19 protein-coding genes and 1 tRNA gene are annotated in these 16904 nt (G+C 62.6%); 7 read left to right on the forward strand and 13 right to left on the reverse strand.

Features of this window, described 5'->3' with window-relative positions:
* The 4 genes from ACFPFW_RS04705 to ACFPFW_RS04720 form a co-directional block, all read right to left on the reverse strand.
* A partial coding sequence (locus ACFPFW_RS04705; RefSeq protein WP_379769988.1) for a hypothetical protein occupies window positions 1-98 on the reverse strand: 98 nt, incomplete at its 3' end.
* A 614-nt stretch (window positions 99-712) separates the two neighbouring features.
* Window positions 713-1045, reverse strand: a complete 333-nt coding sequence (locus ACFPFW_RS04710; protein WP_162799800.1) for an HNH endonuclease — start codon at window positions 1043-1045, stop codon at window positions 713-715.
* Window positions 1032-1745, reverse strand: a complete 714-nt coding sequence (locus tag ACFPFW_RS04715) for a lambda exonuclease family protein (RefSeq protein ID WP_379769650.1) — start codon at window positions 1743-1745, stop codon at window positions 1032-1034. The genes ACFPFW_RS04710 and ACFPFW_RS04715 overlap by 14 nt, the downstream gene beginning before the upstream one ends.
* Window positions 1742-2464, reverse strand: a complete 723-nt coding sequence (locus ACFPFW_RS04720; RefSeq protein ID WP_114958620.1) for an ERF family protein — start codon at window positions 2462-2464, stop codon at window positions 1742-1744. Before ACFPFW_RS04720 ends, ACFPFW_RS04715 begins: the two co-directional genes overlap by 4 nt.
* Before the next feature lie 556 nt (window positions 2465-3020).
* On the opposite strand from ACFPFW_RS04720, the gene ACFPFW_RS04725 reads away from it, so the two are divergent.
* On the forward strand, window positions 3021-3503 hold the full coding sequence (locus ACFPFW_RS04725) for a methyltransferase domain-containing protein (protein WP_162799801.1): 483 nt from the start codon (window positions 3021-3023) through the stop codon (window positions 3501-3503).
* Window positions 3504-3535: 32 nt separating this feature from the next.
* On the opposite strand, the gene ACFPFW_RS04730 is transcribed toward ACFPFW_RS04725, so the two are convergent.
* Window positions 3536-4117, reverse strand: a complete 582-nt coding sequence (locus ACFPFW_RS04730; RefSeq protein ID WP_379769654.1) for a class I SAM-dependent methyltransferase — start codon at window positions 4115-4117, stop codon at window positions 3536-3538.
* Between ACFPFW_RS04730 and ACFPFW_RS04735 the strand changes: the two genes are divergently transcribed.
* Window positions 4101-4994 carry a class I SAM-dependent methyltransferase gene (locus tag ACFPFW_RS04735; protein WP_379769657.1) on the forward strand — a complete coding sequence of 298 codons (894 nt, stop codon included), beginning with the start codon at window positions 4101-4103 and terminating at the stop codon, window positions 4992-4994. The two genes, ACFPFW_RS04730 and ACFPFW_RS04735, sit on opposite strands and share 17 nt — an antisense overlap.
* Before the next feature lie 231 nt (window positions 4995-5225).
* The gene (locus ACFPFW_RS04740; protein ID WP_114958583.1) at window positions 5226-6260 is read left to right on the forward strand and encodes a FecR family protein; all 1035 of its coding nucleotides are present in this window, start codon (window positions 5226-5228) and stop codon (window positions 6258-6260) included.
* Window positions 6261-6275: 15 nt separating this feature from the next.
* On the opposite strand, the gene ACFPFW_RS04745 is transcribed toward ACFPFW_RS04740, so the two are convergent.
* Genes ACFPFW_RS04745 through ACFPFW_RS04770 form a run of 6 tightly spaced genes read right to left on the reverse strand, consistent with a single transcriptional unit; the run spans window position 6276 to window position 12198 of the window.
* Complete coding sequence (locus ACFPFW_RS04745) at window positions 6276-6998, reverse strand: FadR/GntR family transcriptional regulator (protein WP_114958584.1); 723 nt, start codon at window positions 6996-6998, stop codon at window positions 6276-6278.
* A gap of 24 nt (window positions 6999-7022) precedes the next feature.
* A complete protein-coding gene (gene gudD / locus ACFPFW_RS04750) occupies window positions 7023-8369 on the reverse strand; it encodes a glucarate dehydratase (protein ID WP_114958621.1) in 1347 nt (448 codons plus the stop codon).
* A gap of 41 nt (window positions 8370-8410) precedes the next feature.
* On the reverse strand, window positions 8411-9175 hold the full coding sequence (locus ACFPFW_RS04755) for an aldolase/citrate lyase family protein (RefSeq protein WP_114958585.1): 765 nt from the start codon (window positions 9173-9175) through the stop codon (window positions 8411-8413).
* 42 nt (window positions 9176-9217) lie between these two features.
* A complete protein-coding gene (locus ACFPFW_RS04760) occupies window positions 9218-10714 on the reverse strand; it encodes a tripartite tricarboxylate transporter permease (RefSeq protein WP_114958586.1) in 1497 nt (498 codons plus the stop codon).
* A gap of 1 nt (window position 10715) precedes the next feature.
* Window positions 10716-11180, reverse strand: coding sequence for a tripartite tricarboxylate transporter TctB family protein (locus ACFPFW_RS04765; RefSeq protein ID WP_114958587.1), 465 nt, complete (start codon window positions 11178-11180; stop codon window positions 10716-10718).
* Between the two features lie 55 nt (window positions 11181-11235).
* On the reverse strand, window positions 11236-12198 hold the full coding sequence (locus ACFPFW_RS04770; protein ID WP_114958588.1) for a Bug family tripartite tricarboxylate transporter substrate binding protein: 963 nt from the start codon (window positions 12196-12198) through the stop codon (window positions 11236-11238).
* Between the two features lie 244 nt (window positions 12199-12442).
* Between ACFPFW_RS04770 and ACFPFW_RS04775 the strand changes: the two genes are divergently transcribed.
* Entirely contained in the window at window positions 12443-12934 is a 492-nt protein-coding gene (locus ACFPFW_RS04775) for a cell wall hydrolase (protein ID WP_114958590.1), read from the forward strand.
* Between the two features lie 49 nt (window positions 12935-12983).
* On the opposite strand, the gene ACFPFW_RS04780 is transcribed toward ACFPFW_RS04775, so the two are convergent.
* Together ACFPFW_RS04780 and ACFPFW_RS04785 are read right to left on the reverse strand one after the other, a co-directional pair.
* Window positions 12984-14042, reverse strand: coding sequence for an oxidoreductase (locus ACFPFW_RS04780; protein WP_379769663.1), 1059 nt, complete (start codon window positions 14040-14042; stop codon window positions 12984-12986).
* 117 nt (window positions 14043-14159) lie between these two features.
* A tRNA-Thr gene (locus ACFPFW_RS04785) sits at window positions 14160-14234 on the reverse strand.
* Between the two features lie 11 nt (window positions 14235-14245).
* Between ACFPFW_RS04785 and ACFPFW_RS04790 the strand changes: the two genes are divergently transcribed.
* The 3 genes from ACFPFW_RS04790 (at window position 14246) to ACFPFW_RS04800 (ending at window position 16773) form a co-directional block, all read left to right on the forward strand.
* A complete protein-coding gene (locus ACFPFW_RS04790) occupies window positions 14246-14485 on the forward strand; it encodes a hypothetical protein (RefSeq protein WP_114958592.1) in 240 nt (79 codons plus the stop codon).
* 133 nt (window positions 14486-14618) lie between these two features.
* Window positions 14619-16211 carry an SUMF1/EgtB/PvdO family nonheme iron enzyme gene (locus ACFPFW_RS04795; RefSeq protein WP_114958593.1) on the forward strand — a complete coding sequence of 531 codons (1593 nt, stop codon included), beginning with the start codon at window positions 14619-14621 and terminating at the stop codon, window positions 16209-16211.
* 13 nt (window positions 16212-16224) lie between these two features.
* Window positions 16225-16773: a DUF4399 domain-containing protein gene (locus ACFPFW_RS04800; protein WP_114958594.1), complete on the forward strand. Its 549-nt coding sequence runs from the start codon at window positions 16225-16227 to the stop codon at window positions 16771-16773.
* Window positions 16774-16904 lie beyond the last annotated feature (131 nt).

Genomic DNA, 16904 nt, shown 5'->3' on the forward strand with positions numbered 1-16904 from the left:
GCCGCCTTGTCGACGCAGATCACATCATGGCCGAAATCGGCGAAACAGGCCCCGGAGACCAGGCCCACATAGCCCGAGCCAATCATCGCGATACGCATGGCGACTCCAATTCAAGCGGTCAGCGATCCTAGATTGATCGATAACGCTTCAAGGCCGACATTGTCCATGATCGGCTGAAGCGGATGAGGCGAGCCGCTAGGACCAAACAGTCTTCGGTCGCAGCCTATGGCGCGACCGGGAAACCGGCCACGCCCAGTTGTGGGCGGAGCAGCTGACGTTGTCGGCGACGGTCGCGCCACGAGATAACGCAAGGCCCGAGAGGTCGAATCCACCTGATCGTCATTTCGGCCCTGCGGGAAGGCGGCAACTCACCCACGTAACCGTCCAGCCAAGGAGCGCACCATGGTAGCAGGACCTCATGTCGATTGGTCGGTCTGGGGCGAGGCCTCTGCCTCCGCCAAGTTGTTGCCGTATCGATTCTCGTCTCCAAAAGCGACGCGAATAGGATTGTCGGCGGGCTTCACCGCAGGAAGGGGCCTGTGCGGAGATCGAATGATGTCCTGTCCGAATGGTCAGATCTTCCGGGACATCAGGAAAGGCGCCATCGCGCGGAACTAGCGGTTGAGAGCAAGCTAGACATTTGGCAGAGCCAGCGACCTGGTGAATGCCGTCACCGCCTAACCAAGCTTCTACATCGCCCTATGCGGGCTTGTTAATCGCGCCGCGACGCCGCCCGTACCGCTTCCCCATTAAACTTCCGCCAGCCCCTGATCTGCCGAGGTTTTCTGATGCTGATCGCCTGATCACTGGTTCGTTTGGTTTTGGCTATTCGCGGCACATCCATATCCGCCGTTTTCAGTCGGTGACAGGTGATACAGAGAACCTGGCAATTCTCGAGCTCCGGCTCTCCTCCAAGCCAGTCCGGCAGGACGTGATCGTAATGGTATTGGCCGTAAGCGAGGCGCGCGGTGCACGCCTCGCAATGACCATCCGCCCGTGCCGCCGCGGCGCGTTTGACCGCTTTGGAGAAATCACGCCGGCTCACGATATTTTTCCTGGTGATCCGGCCGCAGCGCGCCAGTAGCGCCGTAGCGCAATTCCAGCGACATCACCTTGACGTCGAGTTCGCCCAGGAACTCCCGCACCGCCTGTTCGAGGTCCTCGATCATCCGCTCGTCGCGATCAACGCGCTGCACAAAAAGGCGCATATGCGCCGGCAGCCGCGGATCATAGGAGACAAAGTCGCACCATTGCCGGTCCGTACACGCCATCTGCCACATCATCTGCGTCACATAGCGGGACGGCACCGTCCGAGTGGCCAGGATCTCAAGGTGAGTCGCGGTATTCGGCGCCTTGATCTCAACAAGGCCGTCCTCGCCAACAAGGCCGTCGGGACTGGCGCCGCTCATCACAATCATGGGATGCGGCACAAATCCAACTTCGGTCACATCCTGGTCGGTGAAGAATTCATAGGCGCGCCGCGCTTCCACCTCGCAGTCCTGCCCCCATTTCATTGCCGGACTGACATAGCCCTCCGTCGGCTGTCCGCTCAGGCGCTCGGCGATGAGCTCAGCCAAATAATTGATCCGTGCCGCCGCCCAACCGGTCTTGGTGCGGGCAACGAGGTCGGCGATCCGCGAGGCGGTCACCTTGCCGCAACGCTCCCTTAGCCATTCCGCCGTGCCCTGCGCGGCCATGGGCGACATGCTCGGATAGAGAGAAGCAGTCATCAGGGTCGCGTTCATACCCGCCCCCTCTTGGCTTCGAGGACGGCCACCGCATGCTCGAATTTGGTCCGAGGCAGATCGCTCAAAACCTCGATCTCAAGATAGGAGAGGAGTTTCGCCCGGCTCGCACCGGTTTCACGGATCAGCTCCTCGAGAGACGCGAGTTCATCTTCCAATATTGTGGGCTCGCTGACCGCTGCAATCCCGTCATCATCCTCGCCGCGCGAAGTGAGATTGAGCAAAGCCTGCGTGACATAGCGCTTGCCGTAACTCGTCGACGAGCCGATTGCCTGCACCGCATTCTTCGAGCCCGTGAGGTCGACAGGCAGGCTCATCGTGGTCTCCTCCGAATGACCACCTTTGTGGCTCAGGACCCCGGTCACTCGAACCGCCGCACCGTCCTGCCCCGTCTTGAAGCTCAGCGCGAAGCCACAGCGCGCCAGGAGCGGCTTGATCTCTTCGTTGATATCCTCCCACAGGGCGTACGTATAAGGGCGGCCGCCTCGTCCCTTGGCGGGAATAACGCCCCGCTCGGCGATCACCGGCAATTCGGACTGCAGCGCGGCAAGGCCCGCGGTAAATGCCTCCCGCGACATTTTCTCGATCAGGCGATCATGCATTGCGAGGAGACTATCGAGCTTGGCTGCGCTGATCGCCTCGCTTTCCGTGGCGCTCTCGATGATCCGGAGCAGCGAAGGCAGCCCGATCGCAGCCGAAACCGCCTCGACCGGCGCCATGTTTGCGGACTTGGATGATCGCCGCCTGGCCCGAGAATCGATCAGGATTTCGTCCTCAGATCCTTGCTTGATGTTCCGCCGGATCCTAACAGAACGAACGGCATTCGCGTGCATATCCATAGACTTCTCCTTATAAGTGTATTTCAGCGTGCACCGCAGACGGCATCGGCGGACGGTTTCAATCCCTGTTCCGCGCGCCGACTTCCCTGTTCGGTCGCTGAAATTTACCTGTTACAGGAGCAAACGATAGCTCGTAAGCTATTGTTATAGAAGCACTTTCTGCTCTAATGAGGTTCAGCCAAAGTGTCGCGAGTGCCGCAATCCCTGTTAAAACAGGGAATTGGCATTTGGGCATCGATTGCGTGGAAAGTTCGCTTCGAACATATGCAACCGAACAGGCTCGTGTGCTATCGATCCGCCGATGCCGATAGATTTGCGCCGCCTGCTTTTCAAAAAGAGACCCATCCGTATTAGGCGATACGGGTCGACGTCGATCCACCGGGTCTACACGAACCTGTATCTGCGGGAGTATTGCCGTGATTTGAACCCTGGGTCCGTGATCAATATCGGAGATCGGCCCGACGCTCCGGACAAGGAGGGGTCGACCTATGAGGCCTATTTCCCGAAGGCCGGGTTCCGAACGCTTGATCTCGCGTCACACGACCACCCGCGCCACATCGCTGGCGACCTGATGACCGGTCAGGATTTCGGCTCCTACGATCTCGTCCTGCTGATGTCAGTCATCGAGCACATCGACCGACCTTGGATCGCCGCCAAGAACATCACGAAGATGATCAGACCCGGAGGACACCTTTATATTGCGATGCCGTTCTTCTACCCGGTTCACGAGGGACCGTATTACGGCGACCATTGGCGCGCGAGGGCTACCGCCATGCCATTTCTCTTTCCCGATCTGGTCGTCGTGAATTCGGACGAGCATCCGTCGGCCATTCGCACAGTCAGGGATCGCCGGATGTATTGGAACAATCCCGGGTCCACATCTGCGGGCTTCTCGATGCTGATGCGCCGACCTCTCTAAAACTGACCAACGGCGGATCGGAATGGGCCAAATCAGGCGCGTGAAATTCGGCGATCGAAACTACGTTTCCAATTCAAGGGGACCTTCATCAAGGCGGCTAGGAGAATATCCATCGAGGTCACCTCGGGCCGAGGAGAGGAAGCTGTTTTCCTGAGAATGACCAGCGCACCTGTCTCCGCGATCTTTTCGTAGTTCTTGTTGACCTTCAGAAACCGTCGCACAGACCACAAGACTCCAGGAAATCTCTTCGAATGGTCGTGCAACGCCACGATCCCACCCACATCGAGCAGCCGCGTCCACGCGAGATCCTGAGTGACGAATTTCACTCCGTGATGGCCATCGATGAAAATGAAGGAGAATCGGTCCTTCGCTTTCAACGCTTCCTGGAACAAGGGCCAGCTATAACCCCTCCGAAAATCAACCGTAGCGGGATCAATCCCGCTTGAGCGCAGATTTTGCTCGATGATGGACATCTGGTCGTCGAAATAGGTCATCGGGTCGACGACGACGAACTTCGGGCGAACGGCCACCGGATAGATGAGCATCATCTCCTTGAGCGTGCCACCGGCTGCGGTTCCAATTTCAAGATGAGCGCCGGTGAGAGCCGAAGCCAACAGCTGCTCGAAAAGCACTTTCCTTTCGTTTTCGCTCGTCTCGGATTCGAGAGTAATGGCGGATCGACGCATAAAATGGTTGTCGCCGATCCAATTCGGCGGTTCAAGCTTCGATGCAGAAGTGCAATCGCGGGCGTGGAAAGTCCGTCTGGAACATCTGCAACCCTCGGCGATGGTGTGCTACGAGGAGCAGATGGTCAGCCCATCACGCTATTGGCTGGACAAGGAGATCGGCGCGTTCGCCGCCTCGCTTCGTTCCGGTTCCCTCGTCCTCGATGCAGGAGCCGGCAATCAGCGTTATCGCGGAAAATTCGACGGCCATCGCTATGAATCGGCTGACTTCGAAATGGTCGACAAGAAGTACGAGCCGAGCACATACGTCTGCGATCTCGCCTCGATACCCGTCGAGGACGACAGGTACGATGCCGTCTTGTTCTCTCAGGTCATGGAGCACTTGCCCGACCCTGCGTCGGTTCTCGCCGAACTTCGTCGCGTGCTGAAGCCGGGGGGAACGATCTTTTGCTCGGCTCCGCTTTTCTATGAAGAGCATGAGAAGCCGTACGACTTCTATCGCTACACCCAGTTTGGCTTCAGGCGCTTGTTCGAGGATGCTGGATTGACGGTGGTTGAAACCCGATGGCTGGAGGGTTTCATGGGTACGGCCTATCTCCAGATGACGTGGCTCGCTAAATACATGCCCCTGTCGCCGAAAGCTCTCGGAGGAGGAATCGCCGGCTGGACGATGGCCGCGGTTTTGGTCGTCCTCAAACCCTCCCTGCGTCTGCTCGCTTCTCTTGCGGCGAGGTGTGACAAGAACAACCGCTACACCGCGAAGGGTTATCCCAGCAGCTACGTGGTTCTCGCGCTCAAACCTTGACGTAGGCCTAACCACAAGAAGTCTGAGCGGAATTACCGAGACCGCCACCCTTGCAATCCTCCGTTGGGCCTGATCAGCCATCCACTCGAAAAACTCCGGTCGCTAGGCGGATGGAAAGCATTGCGCGTTTGCCGGCGGTAAAGCGCGCCGCAGCCCCGGGTAGCTTGCCCCCCTATTCACAACCGGAAATTTATGTTAATAAATCGTTAATTGGGGTTGACGTGTGCTCCGATGGGTTCGCGTGCGCATCACTGCGGGTGGCCGGTTCTGTGCGTATCCCTCGTCCTGGGACACGCGGCTCATGCGCTTGATCCCAGCGGCACTGCGGTAGCCGTCGTCCAGTCCACCAGCGCTTCAGGCCCCGGCGGCTCTCGTACGCTCACCGAAACGAATAGCGTCTATACCGGCGACCGGATCGCGACCGGTGGGATCGGCCTCGCCCAGATCCTGTTCCGCGACAACACTCGACTCGTCGTCGCGCCGAACTCATCCATCGTCATCGACCGTTTCGTCTATGCAGGCAATTCTGCCTCCGCAGGCGACGTCAGCATGAAGCTGGCCAAGGGCGTGTTTCGCTTCATGAGCGGAACGGCTCCGAGTTCCACCTATTCCATCCAGACTCCGACCGCCACGATCGGCGTGCGCGGCACCCAGTTCGATGTGGCAGTCGGCGGCAGGCAGGCGACCGCGGTACTGGTCTTCAATGGTGCGGTGCGCGTCTGCAATCGCGCCAGCGGACGGTGCGCCGAGGTCAACCGCAGCTGCGGCGCGGTGGTCGCCTCGGCCGATGGCTCGCTCAGCCTGCCGGAGGCGGGTCCGCAGCGCGCCTCCCTTATCCGCGCCTCGTTTCCACTGGCCGTCGCGGGAGGACAGAGCCCGTTACGCAGCGATTTCCGCGTCAGCACGGCGGGGTGCGACGGCACGCGCAGTGCGCAGCAGGACAGGGAACAGGTGACCACCATCGCGGCTCGGCGGGCGGCGCCTGACCCGCCGGCGCCGGAAAAACCCGACAAGCCCGATAAACCAGGCAAGCATCACGGGCACCACGGCAAGCACGGGCATCACGGCCACTCGAAACACGGTGACGGCCCTTCTCACGGTCATGATCGCGGTCATGGCGAGCACGGTTCGCCCTCCGGCAAATCCGGCAAGGCTGGAGCCGATGGAGGCGAAACAGATTCCCACTCGTCCGGCAAGGGCCGAGGCGGCCGCGATGGCGACAGATCGGGAAGGAATGGCGGCGGCAGAAGCGGCGGAAGGAGATAGGTCAGGCAGAGACCGTCAGTTGCTCCCGCGCTTCCTGCTCGAGGCGATAAGCCGATCGCGGCTGCTTCCGAGATGACTTCGCATAGCGTCCCGCGCGTGATCCGGCTCCTGCCCTTCGATGGCCTGGAAGATGATCGCGTGCTCGCGCAGGATCCTGCGCAGGTAGTCCTCGCGGGATGATGTCTGCAGCTGAAACGTCTGCAGTCTCGTCCGGGGAATCAGCAGCGTACCGAGGTAGGAGAACAGGCTCAAAAAGTGCTTATTCCCCGTCGCACGCGCAATCGCGCTATGGAAGTCGAGGTCGGCTTGAACCGCGTCTCCATTCTCCGCAATCGAAACTTCCATATCGCGGAGAGCGGCTTTCATCGCTTCGATGTCGGACGCAGACCGCCGTTCCGCAGCCAGGTAGGCAGCCTCAGTTTCGAGGCTGATCCGGACCTCGAGCACCGAAACCGCCTCGTGGATGATGTCCAGACTCGCCCGCTCGATCTGGAATGCGGGGCTTTCCGACAATTGCACGACAAAAGCGCCGACACCCTGCTGCGTAGAGACGATGCCCATCGCTTTGAGGCTCGCGATGGCCTCCCTGACCACGGTGCGGCTGACGCCGAACTCTTCTATGAGTTCCTGCTCGCTCGGCAGCTTCTCGCCGCTTTTGAAATCGCCATTCGCGATCCGCTCGCGCATGGCTTCCAGGACCTGGTGACTGAGCGTGTCACGCCGTCTGAGAACTGGCATGGCGCGCCCTCCGTAGTTCCAACATCATCGCACCATACAGCATCGCTTGTTGTCGAATTGCCAATCGGGGATCAGGTAGCGCATCGCCACGGCGTCGTCGCGGCCCCCCAGCCCGTGCTTCTTGTAGAGCTCGTGCGCGGCGTCGAGAGCGTCGAAGTCGATCTCGACGCCCAGTCCCGGGCGTTCCGGCACAGCCACCTTCCCGCCGACAATCCTGAATGGCTCCCTCGTCAGGCGCTGGCCTTCCTGCCATATCCAATGCGTGTCGATGGCAGTGATGTTCCCGGGAGCGGCGGCCGCGACATGGGTGAACATGGCCAGCGAAATGTCGAAGTGGTTGTTCGAGTGCGAGCCCCAGGTCAAACCCCAGTCGCGGCACATCTGTGCGACGCGGACCGAGCCCTGCATCGTCCAGAAATGCGGATCCGCCAGGGGGATGTCGATCGCATGCAGTTGGATAGCGTGACCCATCTGACGCCAGTCGGTGGCGATCATGTTCGTGGCCGTCGGCAGCCCCGTGGCACGCCGGAATTCCGCCATCACCTCGCGGCCTGACAAGCCGTTTTCCGCGCCGCACGGATCTTCGGCATAAGCGAGGACGTTACGCAGATACCGGCCCGTTTCGATCGCCTCCGTCAGGGACCAGGCACCGTTCGGGTCCAGCGTGATACGTGCGTCGGGGAAGCGTCCGGCGAGCGCGACGATGGCCTCCGCCTCATCCGGCGCCGCGAAGACGCCGCCCTTCAGCTTGAAATCGTTGAAACCGTAGCGCTCATAGGCGGCCTCCGCGAGCCGCACGACAGCTGCCGGCGTCAGCGCCTCCTCGTGCCGCAGCCGGAACCAGTCATTTCCGGCCTTCGGATCCTCGACATAGGGAAGATCGGTCTTCCGCCGGTCGCCGAGATAGAACAGGTAGCCGAGCATCTCGACCTCCGCGCGCTGCTGCCCTTCACCGAGAAGCGCGGCAACCGGAGCGCCGAGATGCTGGCCGAGGAGATCGAGAAGGGCGGCTTCGACCGCCGTCACGACATGGATGGTCGTGCGAAGATCGAATGTCTGAAGCCCCCTGCCCCCAGCGTCACGATCCGCGAACTGGCTGCGGATCGCCTGGAGCACGGAGAGATAGCGCCCGATCGGCTGGCCGACGATCAATTCTCGCGAGTCCTCGAGTGTCGCGCGGATCGCTTCTCCGCCCGGCACCTCGCCGACGCCGGTATGTCCGGCGCTGTCCTGAACGAGGACGACATTGCGGGTGAAGAACGGGGCATGCGCGCCGCTCAGGTTCAGCAGCATGCTGTCGTGCCCGGCGACGGGCACGACCTTCATGGCGACGACCACCGGGGAACGCCAGGCCTCGCCAGTGCTGATCATCCTGTCGGTGTCCCGTGCTTCGTGTTCGGCGGCGCTCATCGTCATCCCTTGAACTTCTTGGCGAGTGCCTCGGCGCCCCGGGCCAGGATCGCGGTGTCTAGGCCGACGGCGGTGTAGACGCAGCCGGCCGCGATATAGCGGCGTGCGAGCGTCTCGTCGGTCGTCAAAATGCCCGCCCGGTTGCCGGCGGCGACGATCCGCCTGATCGACTTCTCGATGAGCTCGACGATCTCCGGATGCCCCTGATTTCCGAGGTGGCCCAGCGCGGCCGACAGATCGCCGGGTCCAATGAAAACGCCGTCGATACCCGGCACCGCCGCAATCTCTTCGAGATTCTCGAGGGCAAGCCCGCTCTCGAGCTGCACGAGAATGCAAATCTCCTCGTGCGCCTTCTTGTGATAGCCCGGAATGCGCCCGAACCGCGAGGACCGGGATACGCCCGCGAATCCGCGGACGCCGTCTGGCGGGAACCGGGTATACGAGACGGCGGCGCGCGCTTCTTCTGCGGTTTCTACCATCGGAATTAGGAAGCTCTGCACGCCGGCGTCGAGATATCGCTTGATCTCGATCTTGTCGTTGAACGGCACCCGGACGATCGGATGGGTGGCATGCTCCATCATTGCCTGCAGCTGGCCGATCACGGTTCGCACGTCGTTCGGCGCGTGCTCGGCGTCGATCAGCAGCCAGTCGAACCCGGCTCCCGCCAATACTTCGGTCGTGATGTTGCCGGCGAGGCTGCTCCAGAGCCCGATCTGCTGCTGGCCCGCCATGATCGCACGCTTGAACGGGTTAATCGGCAGATCCACGGGCACATCCTTTTCTGATGACGGAAGCGGCGTCGAGCGAGGTCATTCCTGGAATGCCTCCTCGCGCTTCTTGACGATGAACGGGGCGAAGACGGTCGCGAGCAGAAGGGCCGCGACGACGAGCATTGCGAGGCTGATGGGCCGCGTGACGAAGACCGCCGGATCGCCGGCGGACAGGAGCAGCGTCCGTCGCAGATATTCCTCCATCATCGGCCCGAGGATGAAGCCGAGAAGGAGCGGCGCCGGTTCGCAGTCGAACTTGCGGAGCAAATAGCCGAGCGCCCCGAACAGGGCCATCAGATAGATGTCGAATTCCGCATTGTTCAGGCTGAACACGCCGATCGAGCAGAAGACCAGGATCGTCGGATAGAGCAGATTGTAGGGAAGCGACACCATCTTCACCCACAGCCCGATCAGCGGCAGGTTGAGGACGAGCAACATCACGTTGCCGATCCACATCGAGATGATGACGCCCCAGAATAGAGCGGGCTGCTCGTTCATCACCGACGGCCCCGGCTGGATGCCATGGACGATGAGAGCGCCGATCATCAGTGCCATGACCGGGTTCGAGGGGATGCCGAGCGTCAGCATCGGGATGAAGGACGTCTGGGCGCCGGCATTGTTCGCGGATTCCGGACCCGCCACGCCGGCGAGCGCGCCATGGCCGAAGTCCTGCGGCCGGTTGGAAAGCTTCTTCTCCAGTGCGTAGGACGCGAACGAAGACAGCATCGCGCCACCCCCGGGCAGGATCCCAAGCAACGAGCCGAGTGCCGTTCCCCGCATCACCGGACCGAACATTTCCCGGAGATCGGCCAGGCTCGGCATCAGATCGGTGATCTTCTTGGCGAGCAGCGTCCGCTCGGAGCTGCGATCGAGATTGGCGATGATCTCGCCTATGCCGAACAGCCCCATGGCCACGACGACGAAGTTGATGCCATCGGTCAGCTGCGGGAATTCGAACGTATATCGTGAGGCGCCAGAATTGACGTCGATACCGACGAGGCCGAGCAGAAGCCCGACACCGATCATTCCGAAGGCGTGAAGCAGCGAGCCGTGCGCCAGCACCACCGACGCGACAAGGCCGAGGACGATCAGCGAGAAATATTCCGGCGGCCCGAACTCCAGCGCCATGTCGGCCAGTGGCGGCGCGAACAGCGCGATCAGGAGGGTCGCGATCGTGCCAGCGACGAACGAGCCGATGGCGGCGGTGGCCAGCGCCTTCCCCGCCTGCCCCTTGCGGGCGAGTTGATAACCGTCGATCGCGGTGACGACGGACGCGGATTCGCCCGGCAGATTGACGAGAATCGCGGTGGTCGAGCCGCCATATTGCGCGCCGTAATAGATGCCGGCGAGCATGATCAGCGCGGTCTCGGGCTCGAGACCGAACGTGATCGGCAGCAGCATGGATATCGTCGCGACCGGGCCGAGGCCGGGCAGCACGCCGATTGCGGTGCCCAGGAACACACCGATCAGGCAATAGAGGATGTTCCAGGCGCTGAAGGCCGTGGCGAGACCGATCTCGACATTCGAGAAATCCATGTCAGGCCCCGAGCCACGTGCCAAAGAGCGGAATGGGAAGTCCGAGCCCCTTGACGAACACGATCGCGCAGAATGCGATGAGGAAGGCGGCGCAGGCAGAGCCGACGACCGAGAGCCGCGCGTCGTTTCGGGCCAATGCAGCGATGGCGATCAAAAGCGCCAGATCGACAACAAGGCCGAGCCTGCTCAGCATCAGCGCGAACACGACGATCGAGGCCGAGATCAGAAGCAGCGGTCGCCAATGGACGCGATCGACCGGATCTCCTTCGGTCAGGAACGAGCGCAGAACCGCCGTCAGTCCGAGAAGAACGAGGCCGGAACCGATCAGGGAGGGGAAATAGCCAGGCCCCATTCGGCCCGCGGTGCCCATCGGATAGTCGCGGGCGATGAAGACCGCCGCCGCGCCCAGACCGACATAAAAGAGCCCTACCGCGATATCCTTTGGGCTTCTGATGGAAAACGACATGGGTTCGCCTGATCAGTGAAATGGCGGCGGCGGTCGGGCCGCCGCCGCAACCGCCTTATTCGGCGGTGATGTTTCCGTCGGCGATAACCTGCTTCCAGCGAGCGAGCTCGTCGCCGAGGAACTTGGCGAACTCCTCGTTCGAGTTCGCGACGACCTCGAAGCCGAGCTCGTTAAACTTGGTCTTCACGTCCGGGCTGTTCAGAGCGCCGACGGCTGCCTCATTGACCTTGGCCCTCACGTCGGCTGGCAAGCCCTTGGGAGCGGCCGCGCCCTGCCAGGAATAGACGACGACCTCCTTGAATCCAGCTTCGCCGAGAGTCGGCAGATCGGGCATGAGCGGAACGCGCGCTTCACTGCTGACGGCAAGCGCCTTCAGCTTCCCGGCCTTCACGTGGTTGATGATGGCGCCGAGATTCTGGAACGAGACGTTCACGTGGCCGCCGATCAGATCGGCGATCGCCGGCGCGCCACCTTTATAGGGAATGTGGACACCGTTGGTACCGGTCCTCTGCATGAATAGGGCCGCGGTCAGGTGGTCCGACGAGCCCGACCCCGACGACGCGAACGAGACCTTGCCGGGATTCTTCTTCATGTACTCGACGAGTTCGCCAACCGAGTTCACCGGGAAGTTCGGATTGGCAACGAGGACGTTCGGCGTGCGCACCGCGACCGTGATCAGATCGAAGTCCTTCTGGGGATCATATTTCAGCCCCTTCTGCAGAAAGGGATTGACCGCATAGGTGCCGATCGAAGCCACCATCAATGTGTAGCCGTCCGGTTTCGCCTGCGCGACGCCGGTGGCACCGACCGCCCCCGTGGCGCCGGGCTTGTTGTCGATGACGACCGGCTGCCCGAGAAGCTCCTGCATCTTCCCGCCCATCAGGCGGGCGGTCGTGTCGGTCGCACCGCCGGCGGGGAACGGCACGACGATGGTAACGGGGCGGTCCGGATAAGCAGCGGCGGGACCAATGCTAAGCACGGCGACGCCTACCAGCGCCGCGATCTTCGCGAGCTTCATAGTTCCTCCCAAAGTGCACCGTTAATCGGTGTCTAGCCGCAGACTTATCATGATGTCAGTTGTCATACAAATTCCGGTAGCGACGGCACCGCCACAATACGCCCCAGGCTCGCCCAACTGATCCAAGTCTCGCCTCGAAGCGTGCAAGCGCTCGCCCATTTCGTCCCGCACTAAAGCATCGCCTCGGGGGCGGGGCGCGGACCGCTGGGTCCGCCAATGAGAAGCGAAGCGGATTTTCTTCATTTTGATCAAGAAGACCCTATCGCGAGCGGCGACGCTGCTTGCCTGTGCCGTTTTTTCCTTTCCCTCCTTTGCCAAGGGGGCGCCGACCGAACCCAGGATGAACGAGCTTACCTGCCTCGCCACGGCGATCTACTTCGAGGCGCGGGGCGAGCCGAAGGCCGGACGTCTTGTCGTCGGGCAGGTCATCCTCAACCGTGTCGCCCATGAGCGTTACCCGTCTAGCGTCTGCGGCGTCGTTTATCAGAACGCCAACCGCAGAAATGCCTGCCAGTTCTCGTTCGCCTGCGACAACATCCCGGACAATATCTCGGATCCGGCCGTCTTTGCCGAGATCAAGATGGAAGCCGGCCTGCTGTTGAGCTGCACGGCTGACTGCCCGGCGAGTGAAATGTCGACGTCAACGCATTATCACGCGGTATCCGCCAGCCCGGATTGGTCTACGAAGCTTCGAAAAATCGGGCGCCTGGGCCGTCACGTCTTTTACGAGACGTAGCCGAAGATGAGCGCTTCCCTTTGGGCGGCGATAGAATCGACCAGAGCGTTCACCGCCACGAAGCGCGCTCCTCGGCGTTGAGCGGCAAACCTACGGCGACGCCCTTGCGCGCGGATTCGAAACCGGCCTCGATTACGCTCATTACGGCCAGCGCCTCGATTGGACGCACGGGGTTGGGTGCGGCATTGCGCAGGGTATCAGCGACGCCCCGATAGAATTGCCGCTGGTCGCCGGCGGTCGCGGGAAGGGAACTGTTGCCGCCGTCACCATCGAAGAGAAGAAGATCGTCCAGATCCTCGCCCCAGCCAGCGTCCCCAGGGATCATCCCGGCACGAAGCTGGTTTTCCTGCCGATCGGCGCACCGTTTGACGAGCGAACCCTCGGTCCCGTGAACGACAAATCGGGGCGTGCCGCCGGCCACCAGCATGCTGCCGCGCAGGATGACGCGACGATCGGCATAGTGCAGCACGACATGAAACCAATCGTCCGCCCGCCCGCCGTTGCGCAATGTGCCCAGATCGGCGAAGAGGCGATCGGGCAGGCCGAACAGCTGAAGCGCCTGGTCGATCAGATGGGGCCCGAGATCGAACCAGAGGCCGGCGCCCGGCCCGCCACGTTCCCGCCAGCGATCCTGAACGACGGGACGGAAGCGCTCAATTCCCGACTCGAAATGGACGACGCGTCCGATCTGGTCGGCCTCAATGGCCTGCCTGACGCTCAGATAGTCGCTGTCCCAGCGTCGGTTGTGGAACACGCTCAGCATCAATCGCAGGCTGTCAGCCATCCCGATCAGCTCGCGCGCTTCATTCATATCGAGCGTGAAGGGCTTGTCGATAACGACATGCTTGCCCGCCGCGAGCGCCGCTTTCGCCAGCGGCGCATGGGTAGCGTTCGGCGTCGCGATCACGACGCAATCGATATCCTCCGCCGCAATCAGCGTGTCCGGCGTCGGGTAAACCGAAACATCCGGGATGTCGGCCTTTACTCGATCCGGGTTACCCGAGGCGACCGCAGACAATGCTAGGCCGTTCACCGCTCGAATCAGCGGCGCGTGGAAGGTCCTTCCGGCGAAACCATATCCCAGCAATCCTACCCGGACCGGATCCACATGCGTCATTCGACACCTCGACTTCGGTGGCCGATGCCGATAGTGCGCCCGATCTATTTCCCCATGGCATCACAGGAAACAGGCTTTGGGGCCTTAGGCGCTCTTGATGGGTTTTGCTGGTGCTGCCGGAGAGGATTGAACTCTCGACCTCTCCCTTACCAAGGGAGTGCTCTACCACTGAGCTACGGCAGCGAAGGGCGCGCGTGATCGCGAACGCGGCGCGTTACTGCCATAGGCGATGCCTCGAAGCAACCGCGCTTGCGAATGGCGCACAGACGCTGTTTGGTCGCGGCATGACCAAACCGCCTCCCTCTCCTTCCGAAGACAAGGCAGCGCGCGCCGAGCGGCTGGCGGCGGCGCTCCGGGAAAATCTCAAGCGCCGCAAGGCGCAGGCCCGCGCCCGGCGCGCCGAAGCCGCGCCGAAGCCGGCGAAGGACGACTGATCGGCGTCCGCCATTCCGAGCCGGCGGCCCGGAGCGGCTTCGCCCGCATGCTAGGAATACGGGCTTATCCGGTTTGCGCCATATCGCCGATGTCGATAAGTTGAGGTTGTCTGGTCATCCAACGGTGGTTGCGATGTCCGAGGAGTTTTCGTCACATCCGCATGGCCCGCAGCGCCGGCTCGCAGCGATCCTGGCAGCTGATATCGTCGGCTACAGCCAGATGATGGGCCGCGACGAGGAAGGCACGGTCCTGCGGCTGAAGCAGATCCGGCGCGAACTCGTCGATCCCACGCTGACAGAGCATTCCGGACGGCTGATCAAGAACACCGGCGACGGCTTCCTGGCGATGTTCGACAGCCCGCTCGAGGCGGTGCGCTGCGCCATCGTCATCCAGCAATCGCTGGCGGCGAAAAACACCGGCCTGCTGCGGGACTACTGGATGCAGTACCGGATCGGCGTCAATCTCGGCGATGTGATCGTGGAGCCGGACGACATCTTCGGCGACGGCGTCAACATCGCCGCCCGGCTGGAAGCGCTCGCGACACCTGGCGGGGTCTACATTTCGGGCGGGGTCTACGAGCAGATCAAGAACAAGCTCGTCTGCGGCTATCAATCGCTCGGCGACGAGAAACTGAAGAACATCACCGATCCGGTCCGCGTCTATCGGGTGCTGCCGGATCCCGCCGCCGTCACCAGCGCGACGACGCGACGGCGCTGGGGGTCGCTGGCCTGGAGCGCGATCCCGGCCGCTCTCGCGCTGGGCGCTGCGGGGATCTACGCCACCGCCTACTGGCCGGCCGAACGCCCGATCCTCGCCTCGACCGACCGGTTGCCCCCTGCCGCGCCCGCCCCCTCGGCTGCGGTGGTCGGCGAACCGCAGAACCCGTCTCCCCCGCCGCCCCCGAGCGATTCCGCCGCGGCCACTCCTCCCGGCGTCCCGGCGTCCGCCAGGCCGGAAACCCCTGGCCCCGCTGACAAGGTGGCGCTCGTCAGTCCCAGCCTCCCCGCGGTGCGGATGATCGAGACGCCCTCGGGCTTCCGCGATTGCGAAACCTGCCCGGAAATGATCCGCATTCCCGGCGGTTCGTTTCGCATGGGTAGCGACGAGGATCCCTCGGAACAGCCGATCCGCACCGTTACCATCGCGCCCTTCGCCATCGGCCTGGCGCCGATCTCCGTCGGCGAATGGAACCGCTGCGCGGCGGCCGGGGCCTGCAGCGTGAGACTCGACGGAGCCGACTCCGCACCGGCCCGTAATCTGAGCTGGCTCGACGCCAGGGAATATGTCGACTGGCTGGCGAAAACGACCGGCCAGCCCTACCGCCTGCCGAGCGAAGCGGAATGGGAATATGCGGCGCGGGCGGGCACCTCGACCCGTTTCTGGTGGGGCCAGGCGGTCGAACCGGGCAAAGCCAATTGCAAGGATTGCGGTGGCGCGCAGGACCCGAAGACGCCGATGCCGGTGGCGAGTTTCGCCCGCAATCCCTTCGGCGGAGCCGATTTCGGTGGCGGCGTCGCGCAATGGGTCGCCGATTGCTGGCTGCCCAATTACCGCGACGCGCCTTCCGACGGGTCTCCTCGAGTGATCGAGAACTGCCGCGAGAACGTCCTGCGGGGCGGTTCCTGGCGCAGCAACGCGGCCGCGGTGAGACCGGCAAGCCGCACGCGCTACGACACGGGCGTTCGTTATCCGGCACATGGAGTGAGGGTAGCCCGCTCACTCTAAAAAGGAGGATTCTATGGGTCGACCGGTCACCAGCATCCTGCTCATCTGCGGCGCCTTGACCTTGTTCGCTTTCGGCGCTTCCGCGCAGACCGCACCGCCCGCGCCGCAGCCCCCATCGGCCCCCCCACAAAATCCGGACGCTCCCAAGCCCCCGACTCCGCGGCGGGCGCCGGCTCCCGATGCGCGCCTTTACATCATCTATCCATGGGACGGAGCTCAGGTCCGCGGCGAGTTCTGGGTGCGCTTCGGCCTGCGGAACATGGGCGTGACCCAGGCCGGCAGTTCCGCGCCGAACGCGGGACACCACCATCTTCTTGTCGACGTCGCCGACGAGATCGATCCGGACGAGCCGCTTCCGACTGACAACCAGCATCTTCATTTCGGGGCGGGCCAGACCGAGGCCAAACTGGAACTTCCGCCCGGGAAGCATACTCTGCAACTGGTGCTCGGCGACGCCGAACACCGGCCGTTCAAGCCGATGCTGCTCTCGAAGAAGGTGACGATCACGGTCCTGCCAGCGACGCCGGTCAAGACGTCGAAGAAGCCCGGCAGGAAGGGATAGAGCGCGTACGCCTCCATGGTGCTGGAGCGGGACGCCGCGTTCGCTCCAGATGAGGGGAACGTCCGGCCGCTTGTCTCCCCCCGGCGGTTCCGATAGATCGCATGGTTTACGCTGGGTGACCCCCGCCCCCA

This window comes from Flaviflagellibacter deserti (genome assembly GCF_042652085.1).
Classification (GTDB): domain Bacteria; phylum Pseudomonadota; class Alphaproteobacteria; order Rhizobiales; family Methylopilaceae; genus Flaviflagellibacter; species Flaviflagellibacter deserti.

Bases quoted from the DNA above. Each gene is read 5' to 3' on its own strand.
- ACFPFW_RS04715 (WP_379769650.1), bottom strand. From the start codon at position 1,745: ATGAACGCGACCCTGATGACTGCTTCTCTCTATCCGAGCATGTCGCCC.
- ACFPFW_RS04720 (WP_114958620.1), bottom strand. From the start codon at position 2,464: ATGGCGCCGGTCGAGGCGGTTTCGGCTGCGATCGGGCTGCCTTCGCTG.
- ACFPFW_RS04740 (WP_114958583.1), top strand. From the start codon at position 5,226: ATGGGTTCGCGTGCGCATCACTGCGGGTGGCCGGTTCTGTGCGTATCC.
- ACFPFW_RS04745 (WP_114958584.1), bottom strand. From the start codon at position 6,998: ATGCCAGTTCTCAGACGGCGTGACACGCTCAGTCACCAGGTCCTGGAA.
- gudD (WP_114958621.1), bottom strand. From the start codon at position 8,369: ATGATCAGCACTGGCGAGGCCTGGCGTTCCCCGGTGGTCGTCGCCATG.
- ACFPFW_RS04760 (WP_114958586.1), bottom strand. From the start codon at position 10,714: ATGGATTTCTCGAATGTCGAGATCGGTCTCGCCACGGCCTTCAGCGCC.
- ACFPFW_RS04765 (WP_114958587.1), bottom strand. From the start codon at position 11,180: ATGTCGTTTTCCATCAGAAGCCCAAAGGATATCGCGGTAGGGCTCTTT.
- ACFPFW_RS04770 (WP_114958588.1), bottom strand. From the start codon at position 12,198: ATGAAGCTCGCGAAGATCGCGGCGCTGGTAGGCGTCGCCGTGCTTAGC.
- ACFPFW_RS04795 (WP_114958593.1), top strand. From the start codon at position 14,619: ATGTCCGAGGAGTTTTCGTCACATCCGCATGGCCCGCAGCGCCGGCTC.
- ACFPFW_RS04800 (WP_114958594.1), top strand. From the start codon at position 16,225: ATGGGTCGACCGGTCACCAGCATCCTGCTCATCTGCGGCGCCTTGACC.